This window comes from Sulfurimonas sp. HSL3-7, from assembly GCF_039645985.1.
In the GTDB taxonomy this organism is placed as follows: domain Bacteria; phylum Campylobacterota; class Campylobacteria; order Campylobacterales; family Sulfurimonadaceae; genus Sulfonitrofixus; species Sulfonitrofixus jiaomeiensis.
Genome location: NZ_CP147919.1, coordinates 416,300 through 440,823 on the forward strand (window position 1 = coordinate 416,300; position 24,524 = coordinate 440,823).

Sequence of the window (24,524 nt, forward strand, 5' to 3'; positions counted from 1 at the left end):
ATAATCCCGGAGCCAGACCATGAAGATCGAAAATGCCTGTGTTGAATGCATCCTTAATCAGAGCCGCCGTGTCACTGAAGCGATTAGAGCCGATGATGCCTTGAGCAGACGCATGCTTGCCCGCGTCGAAGCGTTGGGCAAGCACTTCGATTTTACGCAGTCGCCCCCGGAAGTTGCTTCCGATGTCTATGAACAGATGGCCCAAATGGCCGGTATGGAGGACCTCTACGGCGAACTGAAAGCGCACGCGACTGAAAAAGCCAGGACCTTTCTGCCTCAGCTTCATCAGGTGATCGAGGCATCATCGGACAAGCTTTTGACGGCGATCAAGATCGCGGTGGCGGGCAATGTGATCGATCTGGCCGCTGAGGTGACCTTCGACCTGCACGAAGAGATGGAAAAGATCTTCGAGACCAACTTCGCCCACGACGACGTCGATCAGCTCGCCAAGGCGTTTGAAAAGGCTTCGACGCTCCTCTATATCGGCGACAATGTCGGCGAACATATCTTTGACTACCTCTGCATCGAGACCCTGCAGCAGCTCTACCCGAAACTCGAGGTCTACTACATGGTACGAGGCAACCCGATCATCAATGACGTGACGATGGCAGAGGCAAAAGAGGCGGGCTTTGACACGCTTTGCCATCTGGTCGACAGCGGGGTCAATACCCCCGGTTTTGCTTACGAGAGGGCCAATGGAGCAAGCCAAAAACTTTTTGACGAGGCCGACCTGGTGATCACTAAAGGGATGGGCAATTACGAGTGCCTTTCGCCTTCGCCGCGTCCGAACCTCTGTTATCTTCTAAAGGTGAAGTGCAATGTCGTTGCTGCTTCACTTGGCCAAAATGTGGGTGACATCATCTGTAAGATGAACTGATGTATTCACGCGGGTTGGTTTTCGCCCGGTTCTCGCTCATCGGTTTGATGGTTGTCTACTCACAAAGTATCTTCTCTTCATGGAGCGCGATGGCAGCGAAGCGTATACGGTTTAGTATGAAAGAGACAAAAAGGTTTATCCCTTTTATCTATTAATGATGCGGGTGATCGTGGCGGCTCTTCATCTTTGAAAGATGTTCGTCACGTCTCTTCTTATGCAGTTCTGAGATTTCTTCTTTGGTGAGTTTCCGCGGTGTTGCCGACGGGGCTTTCGAGGTTTCCGATTTTGAGTAAGCAATCCCGGAAGGCTGGAGTGTACCGTTTTTGATCTCTGCAAACTCCATGCGCTTGTTCTTCTTGCTGTAGAGCAGGATGTCGCCGTTTTCCGTCTCGTTCCAGTGCAGGTGTTCGTCGCCTTGCGCACGGTATTCGACCACCGTTCCGTCAGGCTGCGTGAAGGTGCGCTTGCCGTGAAAGGCAGGGGCGGCGATTAAAAGCGAAGTGATGAATGATAAAATCAATAGATATTTCATAATCAGGCCTTAATTCGGGTTGATGATATCGACCGTCATTGTACTGCCGACATCAGAGATGTTATATATGCTAATACCAGTTCCAGAGGAATAGTAGCTGTCACTGTTAGGAAATGTCGTCGGTGAAAATTCGGTTTTATTGCCGCGATAATAGAGATTTTTTGCATCCCCTGTTTTATACCAGCTAACATCCAGAACAGGATTGTTGGCCTCTTCGAGATCAACGCCTTTATGGGAAACGTTATCATTGACAGTATTGGCATCGAACTTGCTTGAAATGACATCTTCATCGATGTGCCAGATGGTAATGCCTCCCATATATGTACCGTCTAATGGATAGGCCAGACCTCTATCATAGCCGGTTGTGCTTCGGTTTTCGAGTAAAAAGTACTCAGTACCGCTGATAGGGACTTTGATAATATTGTAGTCCGAATATCCGGTGCCGTTCAAGGCAATATTGGTGCTCGTTTCGATAGCTGGCCTGTACCATCCTGCGTAAATCTTGCTCCATGCAGAAAAGGGAACAGGGGTTTGACCCGGGTATTCCTGGGCATCTGCCTGCCCCCATGTCCCGGAAGACATTAGCCCAAAATAGCCTATCCCGGCCGAGTTGTACGTGACATCGTAGAGATCAATAAGACCAAGGGCAGCGTGTCCAAGTTCATGCGCAATAATACCGATGGTTGCATCATGACTGGCCGTGATTGTATCGTGGTGTCTTTCACCGAAGATGGCATATTTGCCATCTTGATCACACCCCATCACATAGACGCCGTTGACGTTCGGCGTATAGTCCGCACTGGTACAATATTGATGTGCCCACACCCCGTTAAGTGATGACCCGCCGGAATAGGCATCTTCCTCGCCGGCCATGATAAAGACGATCAAAAGCTCGTCAGATGTGATATTTCCATTTTGATCGTCGTCATAGAGGCTGAAATCAAAACCATTATTTGAGACGGTAATGACGGCCTCTTTAAGGCTTGGGTGGAGGCTGCTTTCAACACTATTGATATCCGGGTCAGGGTGTTCGGAGCTGAAATAGACCGTCACGACACCATCGTTTGCCCCGTCGTTTTCAGCAACAGGGGTATATTGAAACTGGCCGTTTGAGACTTCACTCATATAGTGGTTCAACTGCTGGTTCTGCGTGCCGAAGATCTTTGCCGCCCAGCTGCTCTCATCGTTGACAAAATGCTGGTTTGCATAGTCCAGACGAATGACGAGCATATGGCGTTCTTCTAATGTTGTACCTGGTGTGAAAATTTCATTTGCAACTTGTGGCCCGGTATAAGGGTTTGTATCACTTGTTCCTGTTTTTGAGTCACAGGCGATAAAAAAGAGAGGAAAAAGTAAAATAAGCTGACGTATAAACACAGGACCTCTTTATAAAACGATCAAATTTTCTAACAGTTTCAATACTTTATTTTAGCAGAAGATTGTTACAGGAGTGTAAGTGCTGCCTGCATAATGAAAAGGCGGTGAGTAAAATGCTATAATTCGCCAATTATTCACCTCAAGGGCCCAGATGATTACTTTTAGCGATCTACTTTTAAAACTTCAGGAATTTTGGAAAGAGCAGGGCTGCAACATTGTTCAGCCTTACGACATCCCTGCCGGTGCGGGTACTTTTCACCCGGCCACATTTTTACGTTCACTCGACTCCCAGCCGTGGTCGGTCGCCTATGTGGCGCCGTCGCGCCGCCCTACAGACGGCCGTTACGGCGAGAACCCGAACCGTCTCGGGAGCTACTACCAGTTCCAGGCACTGATCAAGCCGAGCCCGGACAATATCCAGGAGCTCTACCTCAAAAGCCTGGAGTACCTCGGACTCAACCTCAAAGAGCACGACATCCGTTTCGTCGAAGACAACTGGGAGTCGCCGACATTGGGCGCCTGGGGACTCGGCTGGGAAGTGTGGCTTAACGGCATGGAGGTGACGCAGTTCACCTATTTCCAGCAGGTCGGCGGCGTCGCCTGTGACCCGGTTGCGGTTGAGATTACCTACGGTACCGAGCGTCTGGCGATGTACCTGCAGGGGGTCGACTCGGTCTTTGACATCATCTGGAACGAGAACGAACACGGCAAGACCCTCTATCGCGACATCCATAAAGAGAGCGAGATCGAGTTTTCAAAATACAACTTCGAAGTGGCCGACACCGATATGCTTTTCGCTGAGTTCGATGCCAAGTCAAAAGAGTGTAAACGTGCGCTTGAGGCGGGACTGCCGCTGCCGGCCTACGACCTCTGTATGGCGGCATCAAACACCTTCAACACCCTTGATGCCCGCAAGGCAGTCTCGCAGACAGAGCGTGCCAACTACATCCTGCAGATCCGCGAACTCTCCAAAGGATGCGCAGAGCTCTACAAGAGCCAAGAAGCTGAACGCCTCGAACGCGTTAAAGCCTAACCCACGCAAGCGGCATAGCCCCGCCTGCAACCTTCTAAAGCGGACGTGATGAAAACACTCATAGGCCAGATCGACAAGATTATCTTTGAACAGGAAGGTTTTTTCATCGGCGTCCTCAAGTCCGGCGAAAAGGTCCAGGGCGAGTACCACGAAAGCGAGGTCAAGAACCTAGTCGACGCCGCCGTGACGCTCAAGGGCGACTACCAGGAGCATCAGAAACACGGCAAATCCTTTCTCTTCGAGACCATCATCGTCAACCAGAACGAACTCTTCTTCTTCCTCAACCGCGTGGTCAAAGGCTTCCCGAAAAAGGTGACGGCCGACCTCATTGAGAAGTTCGGCGAAGAGGGGCTGGTCGACATACTTGAAAACGACATCGAGCGCCTTCTGGAGTTCAAGGGAATCAAGAAAAAACGGCTGGCCAAGATGCAGGAGCGCTGGAAACAGTTTCGTTCCCTTCGCGAGCTGGGCGGTTTCCTCTCCCCCTTCGGCGTGACGCCCGGTATCCTCTCCATCATTGCTGGTGCGATGAAGGAGGTGCAGAACCCTGCCGAAAAGATCAAAAACAACCCCTACATTCTCACCTCTATCCGGGGTATCGGTTTCAAACGGGCCGACGAGATCGCACTCAACATGGGGGTGGACCCGCTTTCCGAAAAGCGCATCAGCTCGGCGATGGACTTCGCCCTCAACGACTACTGCGACCAGCAGGGGAACTCCTGTGTCGAGAAGTACCTTCTTTTCGAACAGCTCGACAACCTGCTCGGCTTCAGCGGTCAAAACAACCTTTACGAAACGGTGCTTCTGGAGCGGGTGAACGACGGCACCATCTACCCGCTTGCCAATCACCGTTATGCCCCTGACAGACTCTATGAAGCCGAGAAGTTTCTGTTTGACGAGTTCAAACGCCGGGCCAAGGTTGACAACGGCGTGATCGTCAAGGACCTTGAGAGCTTTGTCGCCAAAGGCGGTCTGCAGCTGGGTGAGCAGCAGCGCGAAGCGGTCGAGGTGATCAACAGCGGAAAAGGGATACTCTGCCTGGTCGGTTACGCCGGAACGGGGAAAAGTACAACGGCCCGCACCATTCTGGATGTACTGGCCGAGCGTTACAAGCCCGAGGCGGTCATCACCTGTGCCTTGAGCGGGATCGCCTCGCAGCGTATCGCCGAGACAACGGGTTATGCCAGCGCGACGATCCAGAGCCTGCTGGTCAAATATGAAGACCGCGACACCCTCCCTTACGATGTCGTACTGATCGATGAAGCCTCGATGATCAACTCCCTGCTTTTCGCCCGTCTGCTTTCAAAAGTGGCGCGAGACGCGGTCGTGATCATCGTCGGTGATGATGCGCAGCTGCCGCCGATCGGTGCAGGCGACGTATTGAGCGACCTGCTCAGGCTTGAGCTGACACCGATCGTCAAACTGACCAGGATCTACCGCCAGAGCGAAGAACAGGCGATCGCACTGATCGCCAATGATATCCGCCAGGGTGTGATCCCGAACTACAATCAGGCGTATGACGATTTCTCGTTTGTTCACGTTGACATAGAGAACTACTATGCCAGACGGGCCAGCGCTTCGCAGAGCGAACTGGCAGAACTCCGGCAGGAGAATGCCGATGCGATCGTCCGCGAGATCATGTACAAAGCGGTCTCCTACATTCCCAAAGCGCGGCGATATCTGGCCCAAAAAGAGATCAAAGAGTATCTCAACTATTTTCAGGTGATCACGCCGATGAAGGGCGGGACACTCGGTGTGGACAACCTCAATACCGTGCTGCAGTCCTACTTCAATCCCAAGCCGAAACAGCTGGTCAAAAAAGGGGAGAGAGAGTACCGCCTGTTGGACAAGGTGGTGCACACCAAAAACGAGAACATGCATTCCTGGAGCATGGAGGGGTTCAAAAACGGCGAAGAGAGCAGTGAGAAGCGGATCTTCAACGGCATGGGCGGCCTTCTTTTCAAGATCGACGAGGAGGAAGAGCTGGTCTATGTGGTCTACCCCAATGAAGATACGGTGGTGCAGTACAGTTACGACCAGCTCAAAACCCACCTGATGCTCTCCTATGCGCTGACCATTCACAAAGTGCAGGGGATGGAGTACGACGTGGTGGTGATGCCGATGAGTTTTTCGCACTTCATCATGCACAACACCAAGCTCTTATATACCGCCATAACGCGGGCGAAGCACAAATGCTATATTGTCGGTGAAAGCGGTGCCTTCGAGTCGGCGTGCCGTCGCCTGGACGTGACCAAACGCGATACCGTCATGGCGGAACTCGGCGGAGCAAGCTAGACACACATCGCCATTTTCGGCTGCGGTTGGCTGGGGAGAGTCCTGGCAAAAAAAACTGCAGGCGGTACATAGCCTCTTATCGAGTGAAAAGAGCATGACGCTTTTTAAATATCTATACCGTTTTGATGATCCTATGACGTTTTGGTCTGACAGTCGGGACAAACTCCGTTAAGCACAACGGTTGAATGCTCCAGCCTGTACCCGCTTTTGGCCTCGGCCGAATCGATCAGCTGGTCCAGGCACTGGTGCATGTCTATGATACTGCCGCAGATGTCGCAGGCAAGATGGACATGCGGCTCTTTGGCTATCTCATAGCAGAGTTTTTGCTTCGGTACATTGATCACTTCGAGAATACCTTTTTCGTACATCTGGTTGATGTTTTTGTAGACCGTGGCAAGCGAGATGTTGGCATAAGCGGCATGGATGACGTCGTACAGACGATCGATATCAATATGGCCGGCCTTCTCTATTGCGTAAAGTATCGCCATTCTCTGCGGCGTCACTTTTAAAGTGTTTTCTCTTAACAATTCGCTAAATTGCATTTTTTTCCAATTCTGTTCTATAATGGAGTGTCATTATACCAGAGTCGGCCATAAAGGATAAAGATAACTAAATAATAAAAATTATTATTTAAGCTTCTGAACCATATAATAACGCCAAGAAAACAACGTGTATAAAAGGATTGAAAATGAAACATCTGCTACTTACTTTTGCCGTCGGTGCGACCGTTATGGCGTCACCGCTGCTCAAAGAGGCCAAAGATAACGGTCTTGTCGCGATACCGGCCGACAAAGCAGCACTGAACAAGCTGACTGAGAACCCGAAGAACAAGATGACGCCGGCCAAGGTCGAGCTGGGCAAGAAACTTTATTTTGACCCGCGTCTTTCAAAAAGCGGTCTGATCAGCTGTAATACCTGTCACAACCTCAGTGAGGGGGGTGATGACGGTGTCGGTGCCGCGATCGGTCATAACTGGACAGCCAACCCGCACCACCTGAACTCACCGAGCGTCTACAATGCGGTATTTGCGGAGAAGCAGTTCTGGGACGGGCGCAGTCCAGACCTTGAAGACCAGGCAAAAGGGCCGATGCTTGCAGCACCGGAGATGGCAGCATCGACAGAGCACATTGAAGCAGTGGTCAAATCCATGCCGGAGTATGTAGCGGCTTTCAAAAACGCGTATGGTAAAGATGTGAAGATCGATTTCAATGCAATCGCGGAGACGATCGGTCTGTTCGAGCGTACGCTTGTAACACCGTCACGTTTCGACGACTTCCTTAACGGCGATGAAAAAGCGTTGACCAAAGCCGAAAAAGAGGGTCTCAAAACTTTTATTGCGACAGGATGTACTTCATGTCATACCGGTATTGCTATTGGCGGCGGTATGCAGGGCTTTGCGATCACAGGTGACTTTAAACACGCCAAAGTCGGTGACTTTAAAGGGGATGCCAACGGCCTTGTTAAAACCCCGACATTGCGCAACGTCACACAGACAGCGCCGTATTTCCACAACGGTACGGTCTGGAGCCTTAAAGAGGCGATCCAGGAGATGGGACGTATTCAGCTGGGCGTCAAGATCAGTGATAAAGATGCTGCCTCTATCGAGACCTTCCTGAAAGCACTGGACGGAAGAAAACCTGAAATCGTATTGCCGATATTGCCGGCCAGCACTGAAGCGACACCGAAACCGGACGTCAACTAACAAAAGTTCCAGCTGGGTCTGCCCCTTCGGGTATCGGCGCAATTTGCACCGGAGTTCACCTCTCAACGCACAGCAGCACGACTCACGATTTAGTCGTTCGCTGTAGTGAACTGTTGGTTCTTCTGCGTCTTCGGGTTCACATCCGGCACAACTTACACCAAAACAAGGGTACCGCACGCATGGCGATGTTTCCTCGAAATCTGAAACTTTACAAGTTCAGTTTGCGTTAAGATGAGCTTTGCCATCTTTTTATAATCCATTCACCATTCACCATTCACCATTCACCATTCACCATTCACCATTCACCATTCACCATTCACCATTCACCATTCACCATTCACCATTCACCATTCACCATTCACCATTCACCATTCACCATTCACCATTCACCATTCACCATTCACCATTCACCATTCATTTCACCGGACAGTGGATGCCGCGATAAAGACTTTCGGCCTGTGAACAATAGCTTCGGGGTATCTGGACGACTATCGGTTTTTTGGCAGGATCAAGCCAGGTCATGATGGTGTTGAGATCCTCTTCTCTCATGGCAGTGCATCCCGCTGTCGGGGCGTCCTCGGATTTTTGTATATGAAAAAAGATGCACGAACCTGCACCCTTCTTCCCCACGCTGTTATGCTCGATGACCAAGCCTATTTTGTAGAGATCGTCTTCTCTTTTCATCCACTCAAAACTTTTCGGACTGTCACTTTCGTTTCTGTCGAGGATCGTATTGTAATCATCCGATTGGCTGTCGTCGACACAGATAAGCGCTGCATCTGCCTGGATATAGGGCATTTTTGTTTTGAACTGCGCTGCATAACCGAAGGCTCTGGATATTGTAAATATTCCTGCAGGGGAGCGTCCGTCCCCCTCCTGTTTGAGAGGTTCACCTGCTTTGCCCTTAAAACCGCTTTCGCCAAGCCCCCAGGCCAGACCGTTTCGGCCAAGGTTGACGGGGATCTGTTCGCCTACCTGTACGTAGCTGTCCGCGCGGCTTTCATAACGTGTTAACACGGCATGTGTTGTATTGAAATCATTGCTCTCTATCAAGAGCAACTGTTCAGATGCGCAGGCAAAATCAAAGGTTAAAAAAAGAGGTAAAAAAAGCTTTGTAAAATATTTCATCTATGGTACACTTATTGAGAATGATTTAAACACACTATTATATCGCTAACTTGGCTTAGGCTTTAGTAAGGGAGAGTTTATGAATATTAAGATCCGCAAAGCAACGGAAGGTGATGCACCTCTTTTGGCAGAGTCGATGCTTGAAAGTTCACGTTCCGGTAAGAAAAAAGGGATCTTTGATGTCATCTTTGAAACCTCGGATAAAAAAGAGCTGCTCGCTCTTTTGGAAAAGCTTTCCGTGACAGAGACAAAAAGTTATTGCCATTTTTCCAACTTTTTGGTGGCAAGTGTCAACGGTGAAGATGCCGGTTTTCTCTGCGGGTATGAGCCGCGTATTGCTACGCATGAGATCTTTGCAAAAGCGATGCAGGAGCTTGGATTCGATGGAACGTACCAGGATCGTCTCTCTTCATATCTTTTGGTCGAGCCCGAGTTTGATAAAAAGACTTTTTTACTTGATTTTATGGCTGTAAAAGATGAGTATCATGAATTTTCAGTTTTAAAAGAGCTGGTGCAGAAAAGCCTGCTTACCGCCCGACTCAAAGGGTACCGTATTGTTCAAACCATGGTGGAGATCGGCTCTGTCGAGATGATGATGGTCTACAAAAAACTCGGCTTTAGTGTCATAGACGAACGCCGTGACAAACACTATGAAGCCGAATACGGCCGAGCAGGTATCGTACGTCTGCAAATACAACTATAAGGCCTTCCCATAGAGTACGGTATTCTATCTCTCGCAGCCCCGATTACTGCCATCATTATGGCCCTGTTCACCAAACGCGTGCTGCTCTCTCTCTTTGCAGGTATCTTGGTCGGTGAGTTCATCATTAATACTTTTTCAGTTGTTGATACCTTGCAAGCTTTAGTTGATTTGGCGGTGCAGTTATTGACGACCCCGTGGATCCTTAAGACATTCGGGTTTATCTTTTTAATGGGTGCGGTGATGCACCTGATGGAACGCTCCGGCGGGGTGAACGGTTTTGTCTACATGCTTACGCATAAGTTGGCCGTGATCAAGTCCGACAGGGCAGCACTGTTGCTTGTCTATGCCATCGGCATCGTCATCTTTATCGAGAGTACGATTACCGTCTTGGTCGCAGGCAGTATCGGACGGCCGCTGTGTGATGCGCGTGGCATCTCCCGTGCCAAACTGGCCTATGTGGCCGATTCGACATCGGCACCCGTCAGTTCGGTGTTGATGTTCAACGGCTGGGGCGCACTGATGCTGGGGCTTATCACGACGCAGATAGGGCAAGGCGTTATGGGCGGTGAGAGTGTGGCGTGGCTGATGGAAGCGGTGATATTGAACTTTTATGCGCTTGCTGCGCTGACCGTGACCTTTTTGGTGATCTGGTTTAAGATCGATCTGGGTGCCATGAAAACAGCAGTTGTCAAAAACGAGGTCGGTGAGATCCAGGAAAACGGCCATCCTATGTATATGATCGTGCCGATCGTAATGATGGTCGGCGGCGTCTTTCTCTTTTTGTTTATCACAGGCGGGGGCGACATCTTAAAGGGAAGCGGTTCAAGTTCCATCTTCTATACGATGCTGGTGACTTTAGCGGTGATGGGGCTCTTTTTTGTGCTAAAAGGTATCATGCCGTTGAAAACGGTCATCAAAGAGAGCGTTGGCGGTATACGCGGGATGCAGGCTATGGTACTGATTCTCCTGTTCGCCTTTGCCATCGGGCAGGTGACCAGCGATATGCATACGGGAATGTACCTGGCCTCTTACGTCAATGCTGTTTTGAGCCCCATGTGGTTGGCCGCAGCGGTCTTTCTGCTGGCTGCGGTAATGTCCTTTTCCACCGGTACAAGCTGGGGGACGTTCAGTATCATGGTGCCGATCGCGATTCCGCTGGCTGCGGCGATGGATGCCGACATGGCCCTGGTACTGGGCGCGGTGATCTCAGGCGGGGTCTTCGGCGATCACTGTTCGCCCATCTCTGACACCACTATCATCTCTTCAATGGCATCGGGATGCGATCATGTCGAACATGTTAAAACGCAGCTGCCTTATGCGCTGATCTCCGGTACGATCGCGTTCCTGCTTTTTGCCCTCTTTGGAATGATGAGATAAGCATAAAACCCACTAAAAAGGACTTCCTTCTGTCGTAAAATGACAGATACAAAAAGGTCATTCTGACTAGGCGTTCCTTTAGCATTATCAACCATCTAATACGCACATAACTATTTTAGAACTGCTGTGATGTCTCGAGCCAAGCCGGCAAGGCTTTGACAAAAAGTGAAGATGGATTAACTATGCCAAATTTCATTTTCCCAGGAATTTTTACAACTGTGATAAAGATCTGTTAGCTGAGTAATGTCCTGATGTCCATTGTATGCTTGAATTTGAGATGAAATTTCGGCATCACAAATACCGCAATTTCCGGCCATTCTATCCTTTGATAAATTTTCATCGCTGAGTCCAACAAATAACTTTCCTCTTGACTTATCTCTTCCTACATTTTCGACTGTTTGTTTCAGTACTTCAATAATGCTCCACAGTTTAGGAGGTTGGTATTCTCCTTTATTCCATAGTTCTTCAACTAATGTTCCTTCCGTTACAAATACCGGTTCAAAAGCAATTCTGGCATTCACTGAATATTTGTCTGCTTTTTTTAAAACATGTGTTGCCGTATTAACGGCATCTTCAATCCCTTCCGCTTCATTGAGTCTGGGAGGTTTTATCAAGACATATGCCACAAAATCAACTCCTGATTCTTTACATATTCGCAGTGAATCATCTAAATGTTTTTCTGGAACGCCTTTATTTAAAATCTCATTTCTGATTTTAGGATTACTTGATTCATAACCTAGCCCATATTCTAAAATTTGGTCTTCTCTCAAATAGCTTTTTGCTTTTCGGAGTTTATCGACCGTTATATATCCTCTTCGTGCTTCAACTAATACTCTTTTAAGATTTTCAATGGGAGCCAATAATGTTAATAATTCTTTTCTCAAGTCAGCAGCAATCTCCTGGTCATTAAAGAAATTCCCTAATGTTAAAAGATCAAAGTGAGAATAATCACCATTTTGCAACATATTTAAAGAGGTCTCATGTTGAGTTAAAATATTTTTTCCCTTCGCGTTAGGATTCGCATATGCTGCAAAATCACACATAGTACATCCGTGTTTATTTTTATCATACGCACATCCTACCGTTCTATAGACACTCATTAGTCTTTGTGCTTCTATACCATTGATATTAATTTTACTTGTTGTTTTAAAGGCTAAAGCATCTGGATTGTTTTCTCTCATCATCGCCCTCTTTTTGAAGATATATCAAATCTAACATAGTTAAACTTAAAGTGCCTTTTGCATAAAATAGCCCTTCTAACAAAGTCAGTTGGACATCGTCTGGTGACAATTTTTTTGTTGCGGGTGAAGCTTTGTTCTTGATGTATGATGCCGAAAAAGTGACTAAATAAGGGCATTCGACTTTATCGTGACAGGACGTTTTTTCTATCACACCATGAGGAAAATCAAGTATACTACAATAAATTAATACGTTTTAAAAATAAAGAAGCGAGGTATCGATGCAAAAACGAATTTTATTTTTGGGTGCGTCAGATGACCAGGTCCCGGCAATAGAGTATGCCAAAGAGCAGGGTCATTATGTCATTACATGTGATTATTTGCCTGAAAATCCCGGCCATATCTTGGCCGATGAATCCTACTATGTCAGTACTGTCGATAAAGAAGCGGTACTGGAGCTTGCCAAAACATTGGCCATAGATGCTGTCTTGGCCTTTGGATCAGATTCCGGTGCTCCTACTCAGGCCTATGTCGGTAACAAACTGGGTCTGCCTTCCAACCCCTATGAATCAGTAGTGACATTGACAAGAAAAGACCTGTTACGTACTTTTATGAAAGAACATGGTTTTTATACGCCTGTTTCCAAAAGCTTTACTGACTATGATACGGCTTATAGGGATATGGCTCTGTTTAAACTGCCTGTTCTCGTTAAACCCGTTGACAGTTCAGGAAGTAACGGTATCACGAAGCTCGAAACAGTGGATGCACTTAAGAACGCATTTGACGCTGCCTTGTCATTTTCAAGGGCTAAAAAAGTGCTTATTGAAGAGTTCTTTGATTATGAGGGACATATCGTCGATGGCGACGGATTTATCGTTGACGGCAAAGTTGTATTTCATTGCTGCGGTGATTCTCAAAGAAGTGAGTTAGTCAATCCTTTGGTATTCGTTGGCATCAATATTCCTTCGGTTATGCCGAAAACAAGAATCCACCATGCCACATCAGAAATTCAAAGACTCCTTACTCTGCTCAATATAAAACACGGGCCGTTTAACGCGGAGTTTGCTTTCGATAAAGAGGGTAATTTTCTACTGCTCGATTTCGGTCCCCGCAACGGTGGGGGTTCGGTGCCCAAAGTCATCCGTAATGCAACGGGTGTCTATCTCACCAAATATACCGTTGATGCTGCATTGGGGTCGGACTGTTCGGATTTGAAAATGAAAGAAACAGAAGGGTTTTACGCTGACTACCTCGTGCATACACTTGAGGATGGCGTATTTGATCATATCTGGTACAGTGAGGAGATAAAGAAAAACATTATAGCCCAATCGATTACCGCCAAACCGGGTGAGAAGGTAATCAGGATGAACCGTACAGGCGATAGAATCGGGATAATACTTCTAAAGTTTTCCTCCCTGGACGAAATGCAGGAAAAAACGTACAACATGGAAAAATATTTGAGAGTCCATGTCAAAAAAGAAGCCAATTGAAAGCAGAGCATGACTATGCCAATTAGACAAGATAAAGAGATCCTCCTTTCAGTCAATATGCTTACCTACAATCATGAAAAGTATATTGCACAGGCACTTGACTCCGTCTTGATGCAAAAGGTGGATTTCAAATACGAGATCGTCGTTGGAGAGGACTGCTCGACTGACAGAACGAGAACGATCCTACTGGAGTATAAAGAAAAATATCCCCATATATTCAAGCTGATACTGCATGAAAAAAATGTTGGGGCCGCAAAAAATATCCAGGCCGTTGACCGGGCGTGCCGGGGTGAGTATATCGCCGTACTTGAGGGGGACGACTACTGGACAGACCCCCATAAGCTTCAAATTCAGGTCGACGAGATGCGTAAATACCCCGACTGTCACATGAGTTTTCACCCGGCGCTTGAAGTGTGGGAGGATAAACGCAGGAAAAACCAAATCACCGGCAGACAGGCAGAAGGGAACAGAGTCTTTACGACCCGTGAAATCATAAAGGGTGGCGGCAGTTTTTGCCCGACCGCATCCCTAATTTTCAAGAGAGACGTTTTTGACAATCTCCCGCAATGGTTTTACGAAGCACCTATTGGCGATTATTTCGCGCAGATTTTCGGATCTTTACACGGGGGTGCGCTCTATATCGCCAGACCAATGTCGGTTTACAGGAGAAATGCTCCTGGCTCCTGGTCCGTGACCAATACCCATATGGCCCGACAAGAACAGTACCTTAAGGATTTGCTTGTGTCATTTGACAATCTGGAGTGCTATCTTGACAATGAATTCCATGACGACATCAACCTGAAAAGGTCAAAAGTGTATCTCAAACTGGCCGTCTTATACTTACAGCAAAATAAATTTAAAGCGTGCCATGAAGCTATCACTCAAAGCCACCGTTTAGCAAATAATAAATCACTGAAGCTACGTACCTGCTATTATTTGAGAAAATTTCCCAGATTTTTGCAGGGGATATGGAAACTTAACTTTTTCATTAAGAAACATACCCGTATCATTTAGAATCTGTAACTTTGTCAAGGCCTTTTTTTGGACCTTGTTCGATCACGTCGTTGCTAGACTATATACGGAAGAAAACCGAAACTATTGCAAACGACATTGCAACAAAGATCTCTTCGATAGAGGTGGCGTGCAAAAATCAGACCTCAGACTATCGGCGATCAGAAATTTTACGTTAAACTGTTATTTTCGCTATGATGGGGTCAGACTCTGTGTAAACGGATATGAACCGTTTGTTATCTGTTTGTCCCGGGCCTCTTTATTGTCATAGCTGAAGACGAAGCATGGACTTCATATCAAAAGTGGCTATACGCCTATCAGCAAAGGATAGAGGGATGAAAGAGATAGGTGGATTTTTTGGATTGGAGCTTCATCGAGCCACCGAATATTATGATGATGCGATCAAGGTAAACAGTGGCAGGAATGCCATCAAATATATACTGTTGGCCCAAAAAATCAGAACCGTTTACATTCCCTATTTTATCTGTGAAACGCTCATTGAGCCTATCAAAACACTTGGTATAACCTACCGCTTTTATTCCATCGACGCCAAACTGGAGATCGCCGATATACGTCCGGATATGCTACTCGAAGGTGAAAAGATACTCTATATTAACTATTTCGGAGTCAAAAACACGTATGTCGACACGTTGGCGGAGCTGTTTGGCAGACAGCTGATCGTTGACAATACACAGGCCTTTTATAAAAGGCCCCTCAAACATACTGACACTTATTATTCGCCGAGAAAATTTTTTGGCGTACCTGACGGCGGCTATCTTTATACCGAGCCACTGCTCGATGAAGCGCTTGAAGAAGATCGTTCATATGACCGCTGCCACGCTTTGCTTGGCGGGATCGATATGGACGCCTCCTCCTTTTACATGGAATATATTAAACATAATGAGAGCCTGCGTGGTCTTCCTCTGAAAAAAATGTCAAGGTTGACCCGCGCCCTGTTGTCAGGTGTTGATTATGAAGAAGCCAAGCTGATTCGCGAACGTAACTTCTTATACCTGCACAATGAACTTAAAACATTCAACACCCTGGAGATCGCATATTCTCAGATATCGGGCCCAATGGTCTATCCCCTTTTAATCGAAATCGAAGGACTTCGTGAATACCTGATCGCACAGAAAATCTATGTAGCCATATACTGGAAAGAGGTGTCGGATTATGTGGGTCGGCCGGATACCGTTGAAGAGAAACTGACAAAGTACGTACATGCACTGCCCATTGATCAGCGATACGGGATAGGGGAGATGCACCGTATTGCGGAAACTGTGAAAAGATACATTGAAGGGCATAGGGAATGAACAGTACAACCCCCATTTCAGGTATGATTGCATTTGTTCTCTTTACCCATTTCGGGATGCTGAGATGAGTAAGAAAGCCAAACTGCTTCTTTTGGAAGATGAGAGCGCTCTCAATGAGACGATCACCGAATTTTTGGAAGAAGAGGGGTATGAGGTTGTTTCTGTCTTTGACGGTGATGAGGCGGAAGAGAAACTCTATGAGACACCGTTTGACCTGCTGCTTTTGGATGTCAATGTCCCCGGGGTGGATGGTTTCAGTCTGTTGAGATCGGCACGAAAAGCAGGCACGAAGACCCCCGCGATTTTTCTTACCTCGCGCAGTGCTTTGGCCGACCTTGAAGACGGGTTTGAGAGCGGAGCTGATGACTACCTCCGCAAGCCCTTTGCTCTTAAAGAGCTTCTTCTGCGCATTGAAAATCTGCTCAAACGCACATTTCATCACGACAACAGCAACCGGATTGAGTTGGGAGAGAATCTTTATTATGATACCGCCGCATTGGCACTTTATAAAGACGGCGAGATGGTCACCCTCGGGGACAAGGAAAACCGCCTGCTAAAACTTTTTATACAGCGAAAAGGGGAGTTGGTCGTTCATGAGGTAATCAAAGAGCAGTTGTGGGATTTTGATGAAATGCCAAGCGACGATGCGCTTCGTACCTACATCAAACATCTGCGACAGATTCTGGGAAAGGAACGCATTGTCAGCCACAAACGACTCGGGTATCAATTTCGCTGAAAACAGAACGCTCCGTGCCTTCGTCCTTTTGTACGGGGTGATGGCGCTTTTTATTTTAGTGCTGATCGGTACGATCTATCATAGCTATTCTAAAGAGCTGATGCTCTCCACCCATCGCCTGTCGATGCAGCTAGAAGCCGAAAGTTATATCCCGAGGCTGATGGCATGGAAAGGTGAAAGGGGTAATAAAGAGGCTTTCCCGATCGATATTGCGTATCATACGGCCATCTATACAAAAAACGGTACCGCTGTAGTCTCATACTTCGATCTGCCGCTTAAGCAGTTCGTTCCGGGCATCTATAAAGAAGGTGATCAGATCCATTTTGTCATGGCAATGGGATCATATGGGATGAAAGGGATGCTTTTGGGCTTTGAGACCAGGGATGACGGACTGTGGCTGAAAGCGATGTGGATGAACTTTCTGCTATACGGCGGTATGCTTTTTACCGTACTGCTTTTTCTCGGAATCGCCCTCTCGCGTCTTTTTATCCGTCCGATGCGCGAAGCGGTCGTCCTGCTGGATAATTTTATCAAAGACACGACCCATGAACTTAATACGCCGGTAAGTACCATTGTGACCAATGTCGAGACGATCGACCTTGCCGCGCTCGACGAGAAAACGCGTAAAAAGATACGGCGTATCGATATCGCAGCCAAAACCATCGCTTCTATTTACGAAGATCTTACCTACCTTATTTTGCATCATAAGGTCGCGGCAGTAGATGAGCCGCTGCAGATGGAAGAGATAGTGCAGGAACGCATCACCTATTTCAGCGACCACTTTGCCCAAAAGCAGCTTGACGTCAGGCTGAGGCTCTCTGCCTGCACCCTCACTGCCGATCGGAGCAAGATCATTCGTATTATCGACAACCTGCTTTCCAATGCCGTCAAGTACAACAGAAGGGGCGGCACTATCGAGGTTTTTTTGGATGAAAGCAAACTCCAGGTCCGTGACAGCGGAAAAGGGATAGACCCGTCAAAACTGAACCAGATCTTTGAGCGTTACAGCAGGTTTGACAAGAGTGTCGGCGGTTTTGGGATAGGACTGCATATCGTTGCGTCTATTGTAGAGGAGTATGGATTTAAGGTTGAGGTGGAGTCGGGCCCCCAAAAGGGGACCGGCATCACTGTTTTTTGGCAGCGATAAAGGCTGCGACCGTATCGATCTGTTCGTCGCTGTAGGCGGCGATCTGACCTTTCATCAAGGCCTTCATCGCGCCGCCGTAGGTACCTGCTTTGTATCCTTTCAGTGCTGCAGCGATCTCTTCTTTACTCATTTCATTGATGATTCTGCTTTTATTGAGCGCATGTTTTTCACCTGCAGCCCCGTGGCAAGAGGTACATTTTTTAAACAGGGCTGCACCGTCGGCAGCACCCAAGAGTGTTGTTATGCCCATGATCAGTAGTAGTGTTCTCATTGTTTGTCCTTTGTTATTTTATTGGTCGGATGGTTGACATCAACTTATCCGCAACTCGGTACGTTGCCCGAGTCACTGCCGTATTTAACGGCAAAGTCGCGAACATGCTGCAACTTTTTCCAGCTCTTTGGATTTTGCAGGAACTTTTCCGCTTTGGGGTACTTGAGCGAGTACTCTTGAATAAAGCCTTCGCCTCGGTTCTCAAAAAGCTCTTCCCACTCATCCTGGGTGTGCTGACCTGCAAACTGTGTCCCGTTCATACTGAATTTGTTTTTGAGACTCTTAAGGTAATACTTTTGTCCCTTTACCGCATCGGCATGAAGTACCGAGCCGAAGGCCGATGTAAGCATCAATGCGACTAAAAGTGTTTTAGCTGTCTTTTGAATTGTTTTCATGATGAAACTCCTTTTTTGAACTGTCTCATTGTAAAATGTGATCGTGGAGCGATTGTGAAGGTAAAAAACGGGTTTATTTAGCGATCATAGACTTAAGTCCGGATCTTTATTTTCAATTTATGGTTACTAAGAGTATAATTGCGCATTCAAAATTCAATAGTGTCTGAAGAACGGTGTTTGTCTTAAGCGAAAGCAAACAGTGTGACGATTACACTAATGTAACTATTGTTCAAAGAAGGTACAAAAACGATGAACCCCGCAGAGATTGAAAAGTTAGGCATCCAAAACAGTGGCAATATCTTTTACAACTTAAGCTATGACGAACTGATTGATCACGAACTGAAAAACGGTGAGTGCGCATTGGCAGAAAATGGTGCGACCATGGTCGACACAGGTATCTTTACCGGACGCAGCCCTAAAGACAAGTTCTTTGTGGATCAAGAGCCTTCAAACAAATATATTGCCTGGGGTGATGTCAATCAGCCTATTACAAAAGAGCATTTCGACGAGCTCTATCAAATTGCCACAGCTCAACTCTCTGACAAAGATCTATATGTGATGGACCTTTTTACCGGTTCCTCGCCTGCGAGTAAACGCAATGTACGTTTCATCTCCGAGATCGCATGGCAGGCGCATTTTGTTAAAAACATGTTCATCCGTCCGACCGAGAGCGAACTTAACGGGTTCAAGCCGGACTTCACGGTACTGAATGCCTGTAAAGCGACCAATGCACGTTACAAAGAGATGGGACTCAATTCCGATGTCTTTGTCCTTTTCAATATCGAAGAGAATGTAGCGATCATCGGCGGTACCTGGTACGGCGGCGAGATGAAAAAGGGTATCTTCTCGATGATGAACTACTGGCTGCCGCTCGAGGGGAAGATGGCGATGCACTGTTCTGCCAATGTCGGCAAAAACGGTGACACGGCTCTTTTCTTCGGTCTGAGTGGTACAGGAAAGACAACACTCTCTACCGATCCGAACCGCGCGCTTATCGGTGATGATGAGCATGGATGGGACGACGAAGGTGTGTTCAACTTCGAGGGCGGCTGTTATGCCAAGGTGATCAACCTCGATCCTAAAAGCGAACCTGAGATTCATGCGGCTATCCGCAAAAATGCGCTATTGGAAAATGTTGTCTATGACGAGGACGGCCTGGTTGACTACGATGACGGTTCCAAAACAGAAAATACCCGTGTCTCTTATCCGATCGAACATATCGAGAACCACCAAGAGGGGCTGATGGCGGGTCACCCTGAAAAGATCATCTTCCTGACGGCGGATGCCTTCGGTGTTCTCCCTCCGGTTTCTAAACTCTCAAAAGAGCAGGCAATGTACTACTTCCTGAGCGGGTACACGGCAAAAGTCGCCGGGACAGAACGCGGCATTACCGAGCCGGTCGCAACATTCTCTGCCTGTTTCGGTGAGGCGTTCCTGCCGCTTCATCCGACAGTCTATGCAAAACTTCTCGGTGAGAAGATCGACAAGCACAACGTCGAGGTCTACCTGGTCAATACAGGCTGGAGCGGCGGTGCATACGGTGTCGGCAAGCGCATGAGCATCAAAGATACACGCGCCTGTATCAATGCTATCCTTGACGGCAGCATTAACAACTCCGAATTCGATACGACAAAGACCTTCCGCCTCCAAGTACCGAAAACACTGGGTGACATCAATCCAAACGTACTGAATCCTCGCAATGCATGGGCAGATAAAGATGCCTTCGATACTCAGCGTGACAAACTTGCGGAGATGTTTATTAACAACTTTACAAAATATATGACGGAAGACAGTGAATTCGATTATTCACAAGCAGGTCCGAAAGTCGGCTCTTAAAAAGTTCCAGCTTCGGCACACCTTGCACAAAAGTTTAGCTCTCGGCGCACAGCAGTGCGCAGTCGGCTAAACGTTTTGCACAATCTGCACCAAATCTGAAACTTTTACAAGCTCAGTTTTTTTGAAGATGAGCTTCGCCATCTTTCTTAACACTTAACACTTAACACTTAACACTTAACACTTAACACTTAACACTTAACACTTAACACGAATCATCTTCGCAAACCGATAATTAGCTATAATCATGCAACTGAATTTTTTGGATTATTATGGAAGATATGCTCTCTAACCTCGTGACCTATGGTTATATAGGTCTGTTTTTATACTCTTTGGGCGGTGGTTTTATAGCCCTTATGGCGGCAGCCGTTCTGGCTTCACAGGGGAAAATGGATCTCAGCCTGGCGATGGGCATTGCCTTTGTCGCCAATTTTATCGGTGATACGCTGCTTTTCTATATGGCGCGTTATCACAAAAACGAGATGATGAACTATCTGCGCAGGCATCGCCGTAAACTGGCACTTTCGCATCTTTTGATGAAAAAGCACGGTAGATGGGTCATCTATATGCAGAAGTTTGTTTATGGTATCAAGACCTTGATCCCGCTGGCTATCGGGATTACGAAGTATCCATTTGGCAGGTTTACGATACATAACTTTTTTGCGACGATCATATGGACTCTGGTTGTCGGTTTTGGAAGTTATTTAGCCGGAAATGTGTTGATGAGCGGCTATGAAGCGGTTGCGGATAAACCGTATCTTGCACCGATCATCATTGTCATTTTGGGCGGAAGTATCTGGTTCTATATGTCGTGGGCGACGAAAAAACGATAAAAATTCTAGCTGGGTCTGCCCCTTCGGGTATCGGCACATCTTGCACCGGAGTTTACCGCTCGACGTACCGATGTACGTCTTCGGGTTCACTTCGTCACAATCTGCACCCAATCTGAAACTTTTATTAGTTCAGACTTTTGAAAGATGCGCTGCGCTATCTTTCTTTACGCTTTACGCTTTACGCTTTACGCTTTACGCTTTACGCTTTACGCTTTACGCTTTACGCTTTACTTAATTCATGTTCGCCCCAAAACAGGGGCTATTTTTTGGCGGCTTCGAGCATGATGGCTTTGAGCTCTCCTATCTCCACCCTTAGCCTTTGTATCTCTGTCTTGGTGTGATCTTCGGTTGTCTGAACCTCGTTGATGATGTGCGCCTCCTCCTCAGCATTGATGATGCTCATCGCATCGACGACGATTGCGACGATCAGGTTGACCATGATGAAGGTCACGACGAAGATGAAGGGGATAAAAAAGGCCCAGGCACCGGGGTATGTCTCCATGACGGGTCTGACGATCCCCATCGACCAGGACTCCAGCGTCATGATCTGGAAAAGCGTGTAGAAGGATTCGCCCAGCGTACCGAACCACTGAGGGAATGTCTCCCCGTAGAGCTTGGTCACCATGATTGCAAAGATGTAGAAAAAGAGCATCATCAGCCCGGCAATCGAGACCATGCCGGGTATGACACTCAGCAGCGCCATAACAATCTTTCTCATCTGAGGTACGACGGTGATCAGCCTGAAGAGACGCAGCACCCTCAGTACCCTGAGTATCTCGAACCCGGCCGAAACGGGAACAAGCGAAATCGCGACGACAAAAAAGTCAAAGAGACTCCACGGGTCCTTGAAAAAATCGACCCGGTAGACATAGATCCTCAAGAGGATCTCAAGGGTGAAAACGGTGATGACGGCGATATCGAAAAAATGCAGAAAAGCGCCGTAACCGCTGACGATCACCTTGGAGGTCTCTAACCCCATCGTGATGCCGTTGATGATGATCAGCGCGATGATAAAGTTTTTGAAACCTGAGCTGTCGACAAACTGCTTGAGTGTTGAATACACGGTTATCCCTTTGCAGAAAATATTTAACGGAATTTTATCGTGCGAAGATTAACGGGCAGGCATTCCTGCTAGCGTTGCAGAGAGGTCGGATGGGGCAGGCCGTGGCGCCGCGGATTATCGCTTCAGCGTGACAGTATGCTACAGCTTCTTGATCTTCATGATCTCGTCGCGCAGTCTTGCAGCCTCTTCAAACTCCAGGTTTTTGGCCGCCTCTTTCATCTTACGGTTTAGCTCGTCGAGCAGTTTCTTACGTTCGGCCTTAGGCATCTTGTCTGCCTTTTTGCTTTTTGCATAGAGTTCGCCTGCGTCGTCGACTTTAAGGTTGGTATCGAGAAGACGTTTGACCGTTTTCGGGGTGATACCGTGCTTTTTGTTGTAGTTTATCTGCACCTCACGGCGTGCATTTGTTTTGTCGATGGCGCGCTGCATAGAGCCTGTCATCTTTTTGGCGTATAAGATGACACGTCCGTTTGCATTACGTGCACCGCGTCCTATGGTCTGTGTCAAGGCTGTTTCAGAGCGTAAAAAGCCCTCTTTGTCGGCATCGAGAATGGCGACCAGGCTCACTTCCGGCAGGTCAAGCCCTTCGCGCAGCAGGTTGATCCCGACCAGAACATCGTATTCGCCCGCCCGCAGGCCGCGGATGAGCTGGTTACGCTCAATGACATCGATGTCAGAGTGGAGGTATTGGATCCTGATGCCAAGATCGGCCATATACTTGGTCAGCCCCTCCGCCATCTTCTTGGTGAGCACGGTGACAAGCACCCTGTCTCCTTTGGCAACGGTCTTTTTGATCTCGTCATGCAGATCTTCGACCTGGTTATCGGAGTCCTTTATGGTAATAACCGGGTCGAGCAGCCCGGTCGGACGGATGATCTGGTGGGCCAGTGTGGCTGAGATCTCCAGCTCATACTCCGCAGGGGTGGCAGAGACGAAGAGGTAGTGGGGCGCTTTGTTGATGAACTCGTCGAGTTTGAGCGGACGGTTGTCAAGCGCGCTCGGCAGGCGGAAACCGTAATCGACCAGGACCTCTTTACGGCTGCGGTCACCGGCATACATGCCGCGGAACTGCGGCAGGGAGACGTGTGATTCATCGACGATGATCAGGTACTCGTCATGGTGAAGGGCAAAGTAATCGAGCAGGGTGTAGGGCGCTTCGCCAGGCTTTTTGCCGGTAAAAAGCCGGGAATAGTTCTCGATTCCCTTGCACATACCGGTCGTCTCGAGCATCTCCAGATCAAACTCGGTGCGCTGTTTAAGCCGCTGTGCCTCGACAAGTTTGTTCTCTTTGAGGAGGTAGTCGAGTCTGTCGTCAAGCTCCTCTTCGATACGTTTTACAGCGACGGAGAGCTTCTCCTGGCCGACAGTAAATTGGCTGGTGGCGTAGATGGTGAAGCGCTTATGCTCTTCAAGGCGTTTGTTCGAAATGACTTCAAAGGTGTAGATGGCCTCCACTTCATCGCCGAAGAACTCGATGCGGACGGCCTCATCCTGCATGTAGGGCGGAAAGATGTCGATCACATCGCCGCTGACGCGGATGTGTCCGCTGTCGAAATAGGTGTCGTTGCGGGCGTAGCCCATGTCGATGAGACGCAGCAGCAGCTTCTTCTGCGAGATCTCATCGCCCACTTCAATGCTCTGCACCATCTTCTCATACTCTTCCGGGTCTCCAAGACCGTAGTTGGCCGAGACGGAGGCGATGACGATGACATCATCATAAGAGAGCAGGTTGGCCGTAGCGGAGAGGCGGAGCCGCTCCAGCTCCTCGTTGATGGCACTGTCCTTTTCGATGAAAAGGTCCTGGCGGGGTATGTAGGCCTCGGGCTGGTAGTAGTCGTAGTAGGAGATAAAGTACTCGACATGGTTGTTCGGAAAGAAGGATTTGAACTCACTGTAGAGCTGTGCAGCAAGGGTCTTGTTGTGAGTCATGATGATAGTCGGCATCTTCACCTTCTCGATCACCTTCGCCATCGTGTAGGTCTTGCCGCTTCCGGTCACCCCTTCGAGGGTCTGGTAACGGTTCCCTTTTGTAATGCTCTCTGAAAGTGCCGCTATCGCTTTCGGTTGATCGCCTGTCGGTTCAAACTCGGTCTTTACACTGAAGTCAGCCAATTTTTGCCTTTTGTATGGTGTCTAAATAAATTGATACTATTAAATATCATTTTACTTTTTCCCACACGGTTTTATTCTCTTTTATGATAAAATTATAGCTAAACGAAACCAACAGCAA

General features: G+C 47.9%; 24 protein-coding genes. 15 read left to right on the forward strand and 9 right to left on the reverse strand.

What is annotated here, in order from left to right:
* Window positions 1-19 precede the first annotated feature (19 nt).
* On the forward strand, window positions 20-877 hold the full coding sequence (locus WCY20_RS02090; protein WP_345976614.1) for an ARMT1-like domain-containing protein: 858 nt from the start codon (window positions 20-22) through the stop codon (window positions 875-877).
* Window positions 877-1,032 (forward strand): hypothetical protein, encoded by a 156-nt coding sequence (locus WCY20_RS02095; protein ID WP_345976615.1) that lies wholly within the window; start codon window positions 877-879, stop codon window positions 1,030-1,032. Before WCY20_RS02090 ends, WCY20_RS02095 begins: the two co-directional genes overlap by 1 nt.
* Here the strand turns inward: WCY20_RS02095 and WCY20_RS02100 are convergent.
* The gene (locus WCY20_RS02100; protein ID WP_345976616.1) at window positions 1,029-1,409 is read right to left on the reverse strand and encodes a hypothetical protein; all 381 of its coding nucleotides are present in this window, start codon (window positions 1,407-1,409) and stop codon (window positions 1,029-1,031) included. The genes WCY20_RS02095 and WCY20_RS02100 overlap by 4 nt on opposite strands.
* A gap of 9 nt (window positions 1,410-1,418) precedes the next feature.
* Window positions 1,419-2,786 carry a M6 family metalloprotease domain-containing protein gene (locus WCY20_RS02105; protein ID WP_345976617.1) on the reverse strand — a complete coding sequence of 456 codons (1,368 nt, stop codon included), beginning with the start codon at window positions 2,784-2,786 and terminating at the stop codon, window positions 1,419-1,421.
* 151 nt (window positions 2,787-2,937) lie between these two features.
* On the opposite strand from WCY20_RS02105, the gene glyQ reads away from it, so the two are divergent.
* Together glyQ and WCY20_RS02115 are read left to right on the forward strand one after the other, a co-directional pair.
* Window positions 2,938-3,819, forward strand: coding sequence for a glycine--tRNA ligase subunit alpha (gene glyQ / locus WCY20_RS02110; RefSeq protein ID WP_345976618.1), 882 nt, complete (start codon window positions 2,938-2,940; stop codon window positions 3,817-3,819).
* A gap of 48 nt (window positions 3,820-3,867) precedes the next feature.
* The gene (locus WCY20_RS02115; RefSeq protein WP_345976619.1) at window positions 3,868-6,114 is read left to right on the forward strand and encodes an AAA family ATPase; all 2,247 of its coding nucleotides are present in this window, start codon (window positions 3,868-3,870) and stop codon (window positions 6,112-6,114) included.
* Window positions 6,115-6,245: 131 nt separating this feature from the next.
* Here the strand turns inward: WCY20_RS02115 and WCY20_RS02120 are convergent, their stop codons facing one another.
* The gene (locus WCY20_RS02120) at window positions 6,246-6,656 is read right to left on the reverse strand and encodes a Fur family transcriptional regulator (RefSeq protein ID WP_345976620.1); all 411 of its coding nucleotides are present in this window, start codon (window positions 6,654-6,656) and stop codon (window positions 6,246-6,248) included.
* A gap of 140 nt (window positions 6,657-6,796) precedes the next feature.
* On the opposite strand from WCY20_RS02120, the gene WCY20_RS02125 reads away from it, so the two are divergent.
* Together WCY20_RS02125 and WCY20_RS02130 are read left to right on the forward strand one after the other, a co-directional pair.
* On the forward strand, window positions 6,797-7,816 hold the full coding sequence (locus WCY20_RS02125; protein WP_345976621.1) for a cytochrome-c peroxidase: 1,020 nt from the start codon (window positions 6,797-6,799) through the stop codon (window positions 7,814-7,816).
* Window positions 7,817-8,054: 238 nt separating this feature from the next.
* Window positions 8,055-8,261 (forward strand): hypothetical protein, encoded by a 207-nt coding sequence (locus WCY20_RS02130; RefSeq protein WP_345976622.1) that lies wholly within the window; start codon window positions 8,055-8,057, stop codon window positions 8,259-8,261.
* On the opposite strand, the gene WCY20_RS02135 is transcribed toward WCY20_RS02130, so the two are convergent.
* The gene (locus WCY20_RS02135) at window positions 8,231-8,944 is read right to left on the reverse strand and encodes a L,D-transpeptidase family protein (protein WP_345976623.1); all 714 of its coding nucleotides are present in this window, start codon (window positions 8,942-8,944) and stop codon (window positions 8,231-8,233) included. The genes WCY20_RS02130 and WCY20_RS02135 overlap by 31 nt on opposite strands.
* A gap of 79 nt (window positions 8,945-9,023) precedes the next feature.
* Between WCY20_RS02135 and WCY20_RS02140 the strand changes: the two genes are divergently transcribed.
* Window positions 9,024-9,647, forward strand: coding sequence for an acyl-CoA acyltransferase (locus WCY20_RS02140; protein WP_345976624.1), 624 nt, complete (start codon window positions 9,024-9,026; stop codon window positions 9,645-9,647).
* Window positions 9,648-9,704: 57 nt separating this feature from the next.
* On the forward strand, window positions 9,705-11,024 hold the full coding sequence (locus WCY20_RS02145) for a Na+/H+ antiporter NhaC family protein (RefSeq protein ID WP_345976625.1): 1,320 nt from the start codon (window positions 9,705-9,707) through the stop codon (window positions 11,022-11,024).
* A gap of 176 nt (window positions 11,025-11,200) precedes the next feature.
* On the opposite strand, the gene WCY20_RS02150 is transcribed toward WCY20_RS02145, so the two are convergent.
* Complete coding sequence (locus WCY20_RS02150) at window positions 11,201-12,208, reverse strand: hypothetical protein (protein ID WP_345976626.1); 1,008 nt, start codon at window positions 12,206-12,208, stop codon at window positions 11,201-11,203.
* A gap of 275 nt (window positions 12,209-12,483) precedes the next feature.
* Between WCY20_RS02150 and WCY20_RS02155 the strand changes: the two genes are divergently transcribed.
* The 5 genes from WCY20_RS02155 (at window position 12,484) to WCY20_RS02175 (ending at window position 17,899) form a co-directional block, all read left to right on the forward strand.
* The gene (locus tag WCY20_RS02155; RefSeq protein WP_345976627.1) at window positions 12,484-13,692 is read left to right on the forward strand and encodes an ATP-grasp domain-containing protein; all 1,209 of its coding nucleotides are present in this window, start codon (window positions 12,484-12,486) and stop codon (window positions 13,690-13,692) included.
* 57 nt (window positions 13,693-13,749) lie between these two features.
* Window positions 13,750-14,706 (forward strand): glycosyltransferase, encoded by a 957-nt coding sequence (locus WCY20_RS02160; protein WP_345976628.1) that lies wholly within the window; start codon window positions 13,750-13,752, stop codon window positions 14,704-14,706.
* Window positions 14,707-15,038: 332 nt separating this feature from the next.
* Window positions 15,039-16,016, forward strand: a complete 978-nt coding sequence (locus tag WCY20_RS02165) for a hypothetical protein (protein ID WP_345976629.1) — start codon at window positions 15,039-15,041, stop codon at window positions 16,014-16,016.
* A gap of 64 nt (window positions 16,017-16,080) precedes the next feature.
* Window positions 16,081-16,752 (forward strand): response regulator transcription factor, encoded by a 672-nt coding sequence (locus WCY20_RS02170; protein ID WP_345976630.1) that lies wholly within the window; start codon window positions 16,081-16,083, stop codon window positions 16,750-16,752.
* The gene (locus WCY20_RS02175; RefSeq protein WP_345976631.1) at window positions 16,715-17,899 is read left to right on the forward strand and encodes a HAMP domain-containing sensor histidine kinase; all 1,185 of its coding nucleotides are present in this window, start codon (window positions 16,715-16,717) and stop codon (window positions 17,897-17,899) included. The genes WCY20_RS02170 and WCY20_RS02175 overlap by 38 nt, the downstream gene beginning before the upstream one ends.
* On the opposite strand, the gene WCY20_RS02180 is transcribed toward WCY20_RS02175, so the two are convergent.
* Both WCY20_RS02180 and WCY20_RS02185 read right to left on the reverse strand, forming a co-directional pair.
* Complete coding sequence (locus WCY20_RS02180; protein ID WP_345976632.1) at window positions 17,877-18,170, reverse strand: c-type cytochrome; 294 nt, start codon at window positions 18,168-18,170, stop codon at window positions 17,877-17,879. The genes WCY20_RS02175 and WCY20_RS02180 overlap by 23 nt on opposite strands.
* Window positions 18,171-18,214: 44 nt before the next feature.
* Window positions 18,215-18,565, reverse strand: a complete 351-nt coding sequence (locus tag WCY20_RS02185) for a hypothetical protein (RefSeq protein ID WP_345976633.1) — start codon at window positions 18,563-18,565, stop codon at window positions 18,215-18,217.
* A 249-nt stretch (window positions 18,566-18,814) separates the two neighbouring features.
* Here WCY20_RS02185 and pckA point away from each other — a divergent pair, with 249 nt between their 5' ends.
* Entirely contained in the window at window positions 18,815-20,401 is a 1,587-nt protein-coding gene (gene pckA, locus WCY20_RS02190) for a phosphoenolpyruvate carboxykinase (ATP) (protein WP_345976634.1), read from the forward strand.
* A 269-nt stretch (window positions 20,402-20,670) separates the two neighbouring features.
* Window positions 20,671-21,231, forward strand: a complete 561-nt coding sequence (locus WCY20_RS02195) for a DedA family protein (protein ID WP_345976635.1) — start codon at window positions 20,671-20,673, stop codon at window positions 21,229-21,231.
* A gap of 259 nt (window positions 21,232-21,490) precedes the next feature.
* On the opposite strand, the gene WCY20_RS02200 is transcribed toward WCY20_RS02195, so the two are convergent.
* Both WCY20_RS02200 and uvrB read right to left on the reverse strand, forming a co-directional pair.
* The gene (locus WCY20_RS02200; RefSeq protein WP_345976636.1) at window positions 21,491-22,294 is read right to left on the reverse strand and encodes an ion transporter; all 804 of its coding nucleotides are present in this window, start codon (window positions 22,292-22,294) and stop codon (window positions 21,491-21,493) included.
* Between the two features lie 138 nt (window positions 22,295-22,432).
* Window positions 22,433-24,406: an excinuclease ABC subunit UvrB gene (gene uvrB / locus WCY20_RS02205; protein ID WP_345976637.1), complete on the reverse strand. Its 1,974-nt coding sequence runs from the start codon at window positions 24,404-24,406 to the stop codon at window positions 22,433-22,435.
* Window positions 24,407-24,524 lie beyond the last annotated feature (118 nt).

Coding starts and splice junctions, on each gene's coding strand:
- WCY20_RS02090 (WP_345976614.1), top strand. CDS start 20: ATGAAGATCGAAAATGCCTGTGTTGAATGCATCCTTAATCAGAGCCGC.
- WCY20_RS02095 (WP_345976615.1), top strand. CDS start 877: ATGTATTCACGCGGGTTGGTTTTCGCCCGGTTCTCGCTCATCGGTTTG.
- WCY20_RS02100 (WP_345976616.1), bottom strand. CDS start 1,409: ATGAAATATCTATTGATTTTATCATTCATCACTTCGCTTTTAATCGCC.
- glyQ (WP_345976618.1), top strand. CDS start 2,938: ATGATTACTTTTAGCGATCTACTTTTAAAACTTCAGGAATTTTGGAAA.
- WCY20_RS02115 (WP_345976619.1), top strand. CDS start 3,868: ATGAAAACACTCATAGGCCAGATCGACAAGATTATCTTTGAACAGGAA.
- WCY20_RS02120 (WP_345976620.1), bottom strand. CDS start 6,656: ATGCAATTTAGCGAATTGTTAAGAGAAAACACTTTAAAAGTGACGCCG.
- WCY20_RS02135 (WP_345976623.1), bottom strand. CDS start 8,944: ATGAAATATTTTACAAAGCTTTTTTTACCTCTTTTTTTAACCTTTGAT.
- WCY20_RS02140 (WP_345976624.1), top strand. CDS start 9,024: ATGAATATTAAGATCCGCAAAGCAACGGAAGGTGATGCACCTCTTTTG.
- WCY20_RS02145 (WP_345976625.1), top strand. CDS start 9,705: ATGGCCCTGTTCACCAAACGCGTGCTGCTCTCTCTCTTTGCAGGTATC.
- WCY20_RS02150 (WP_345976626.1), bottom strand. CDS start 12,208: ATGATGAGAGAAAACAATCCAGATGCTTTAGCCTTTAAAACAACAAGT.
- WCY20_RS02155 (WP_345976627.1), top strand. CDS start 12,484: ATGCAAAAACGAATTTTATTTTTGGGTGCGTCAGATGACCAGGTCCCG.
- WCY20_RS02160 (WP_345976628.1), top strand. CDS start 13,750: ATGCTTACCTACAATCATGAAAAGTATATTGCACAGGCACTTGACTCC.
- WCY20_RS02165 (WP_345976629.1), top strand. CDS start 15,039: ATGAAAGAGATAGGTGGATTTTTTGGATTGGAGCTTCATCGAGCCACC.
- WCY20_RS02170 (WP_345976630.1), top strand. CDS start 16,081: ATGAGTAAGAAAGCCAAACTGCTTCTTTTGGAAGATGAGAGCGCTCTC.
- WCY20_RS02180 (WP_345976632.1), bottom strand. CDS start 18,170: ATGAGAACACTACTACTGATCATGGGCATAACAACACTCTTGGGTGCT.
- WCY20_RS02185 (WP_345976633.1), bottom strand. CDS start 18,565: ATGAAAACAATTCAAAAGACAGCTAAAACACTTTTAGTCGCATTGATG.
- pckA (WP_345976634.1), top strand. CDS start 18,815: ATGAACCCCGCAGAGATTGAAAAGTTAGGCATCCAAAACAGTGGCAAT.
- WCY20_RS02195 (WP_345976635.1), top strand. CDS start 20,671: ATGGAAGATATGCTCTCTAACCTCGTGACCTATGGTTATATAGGTCTG.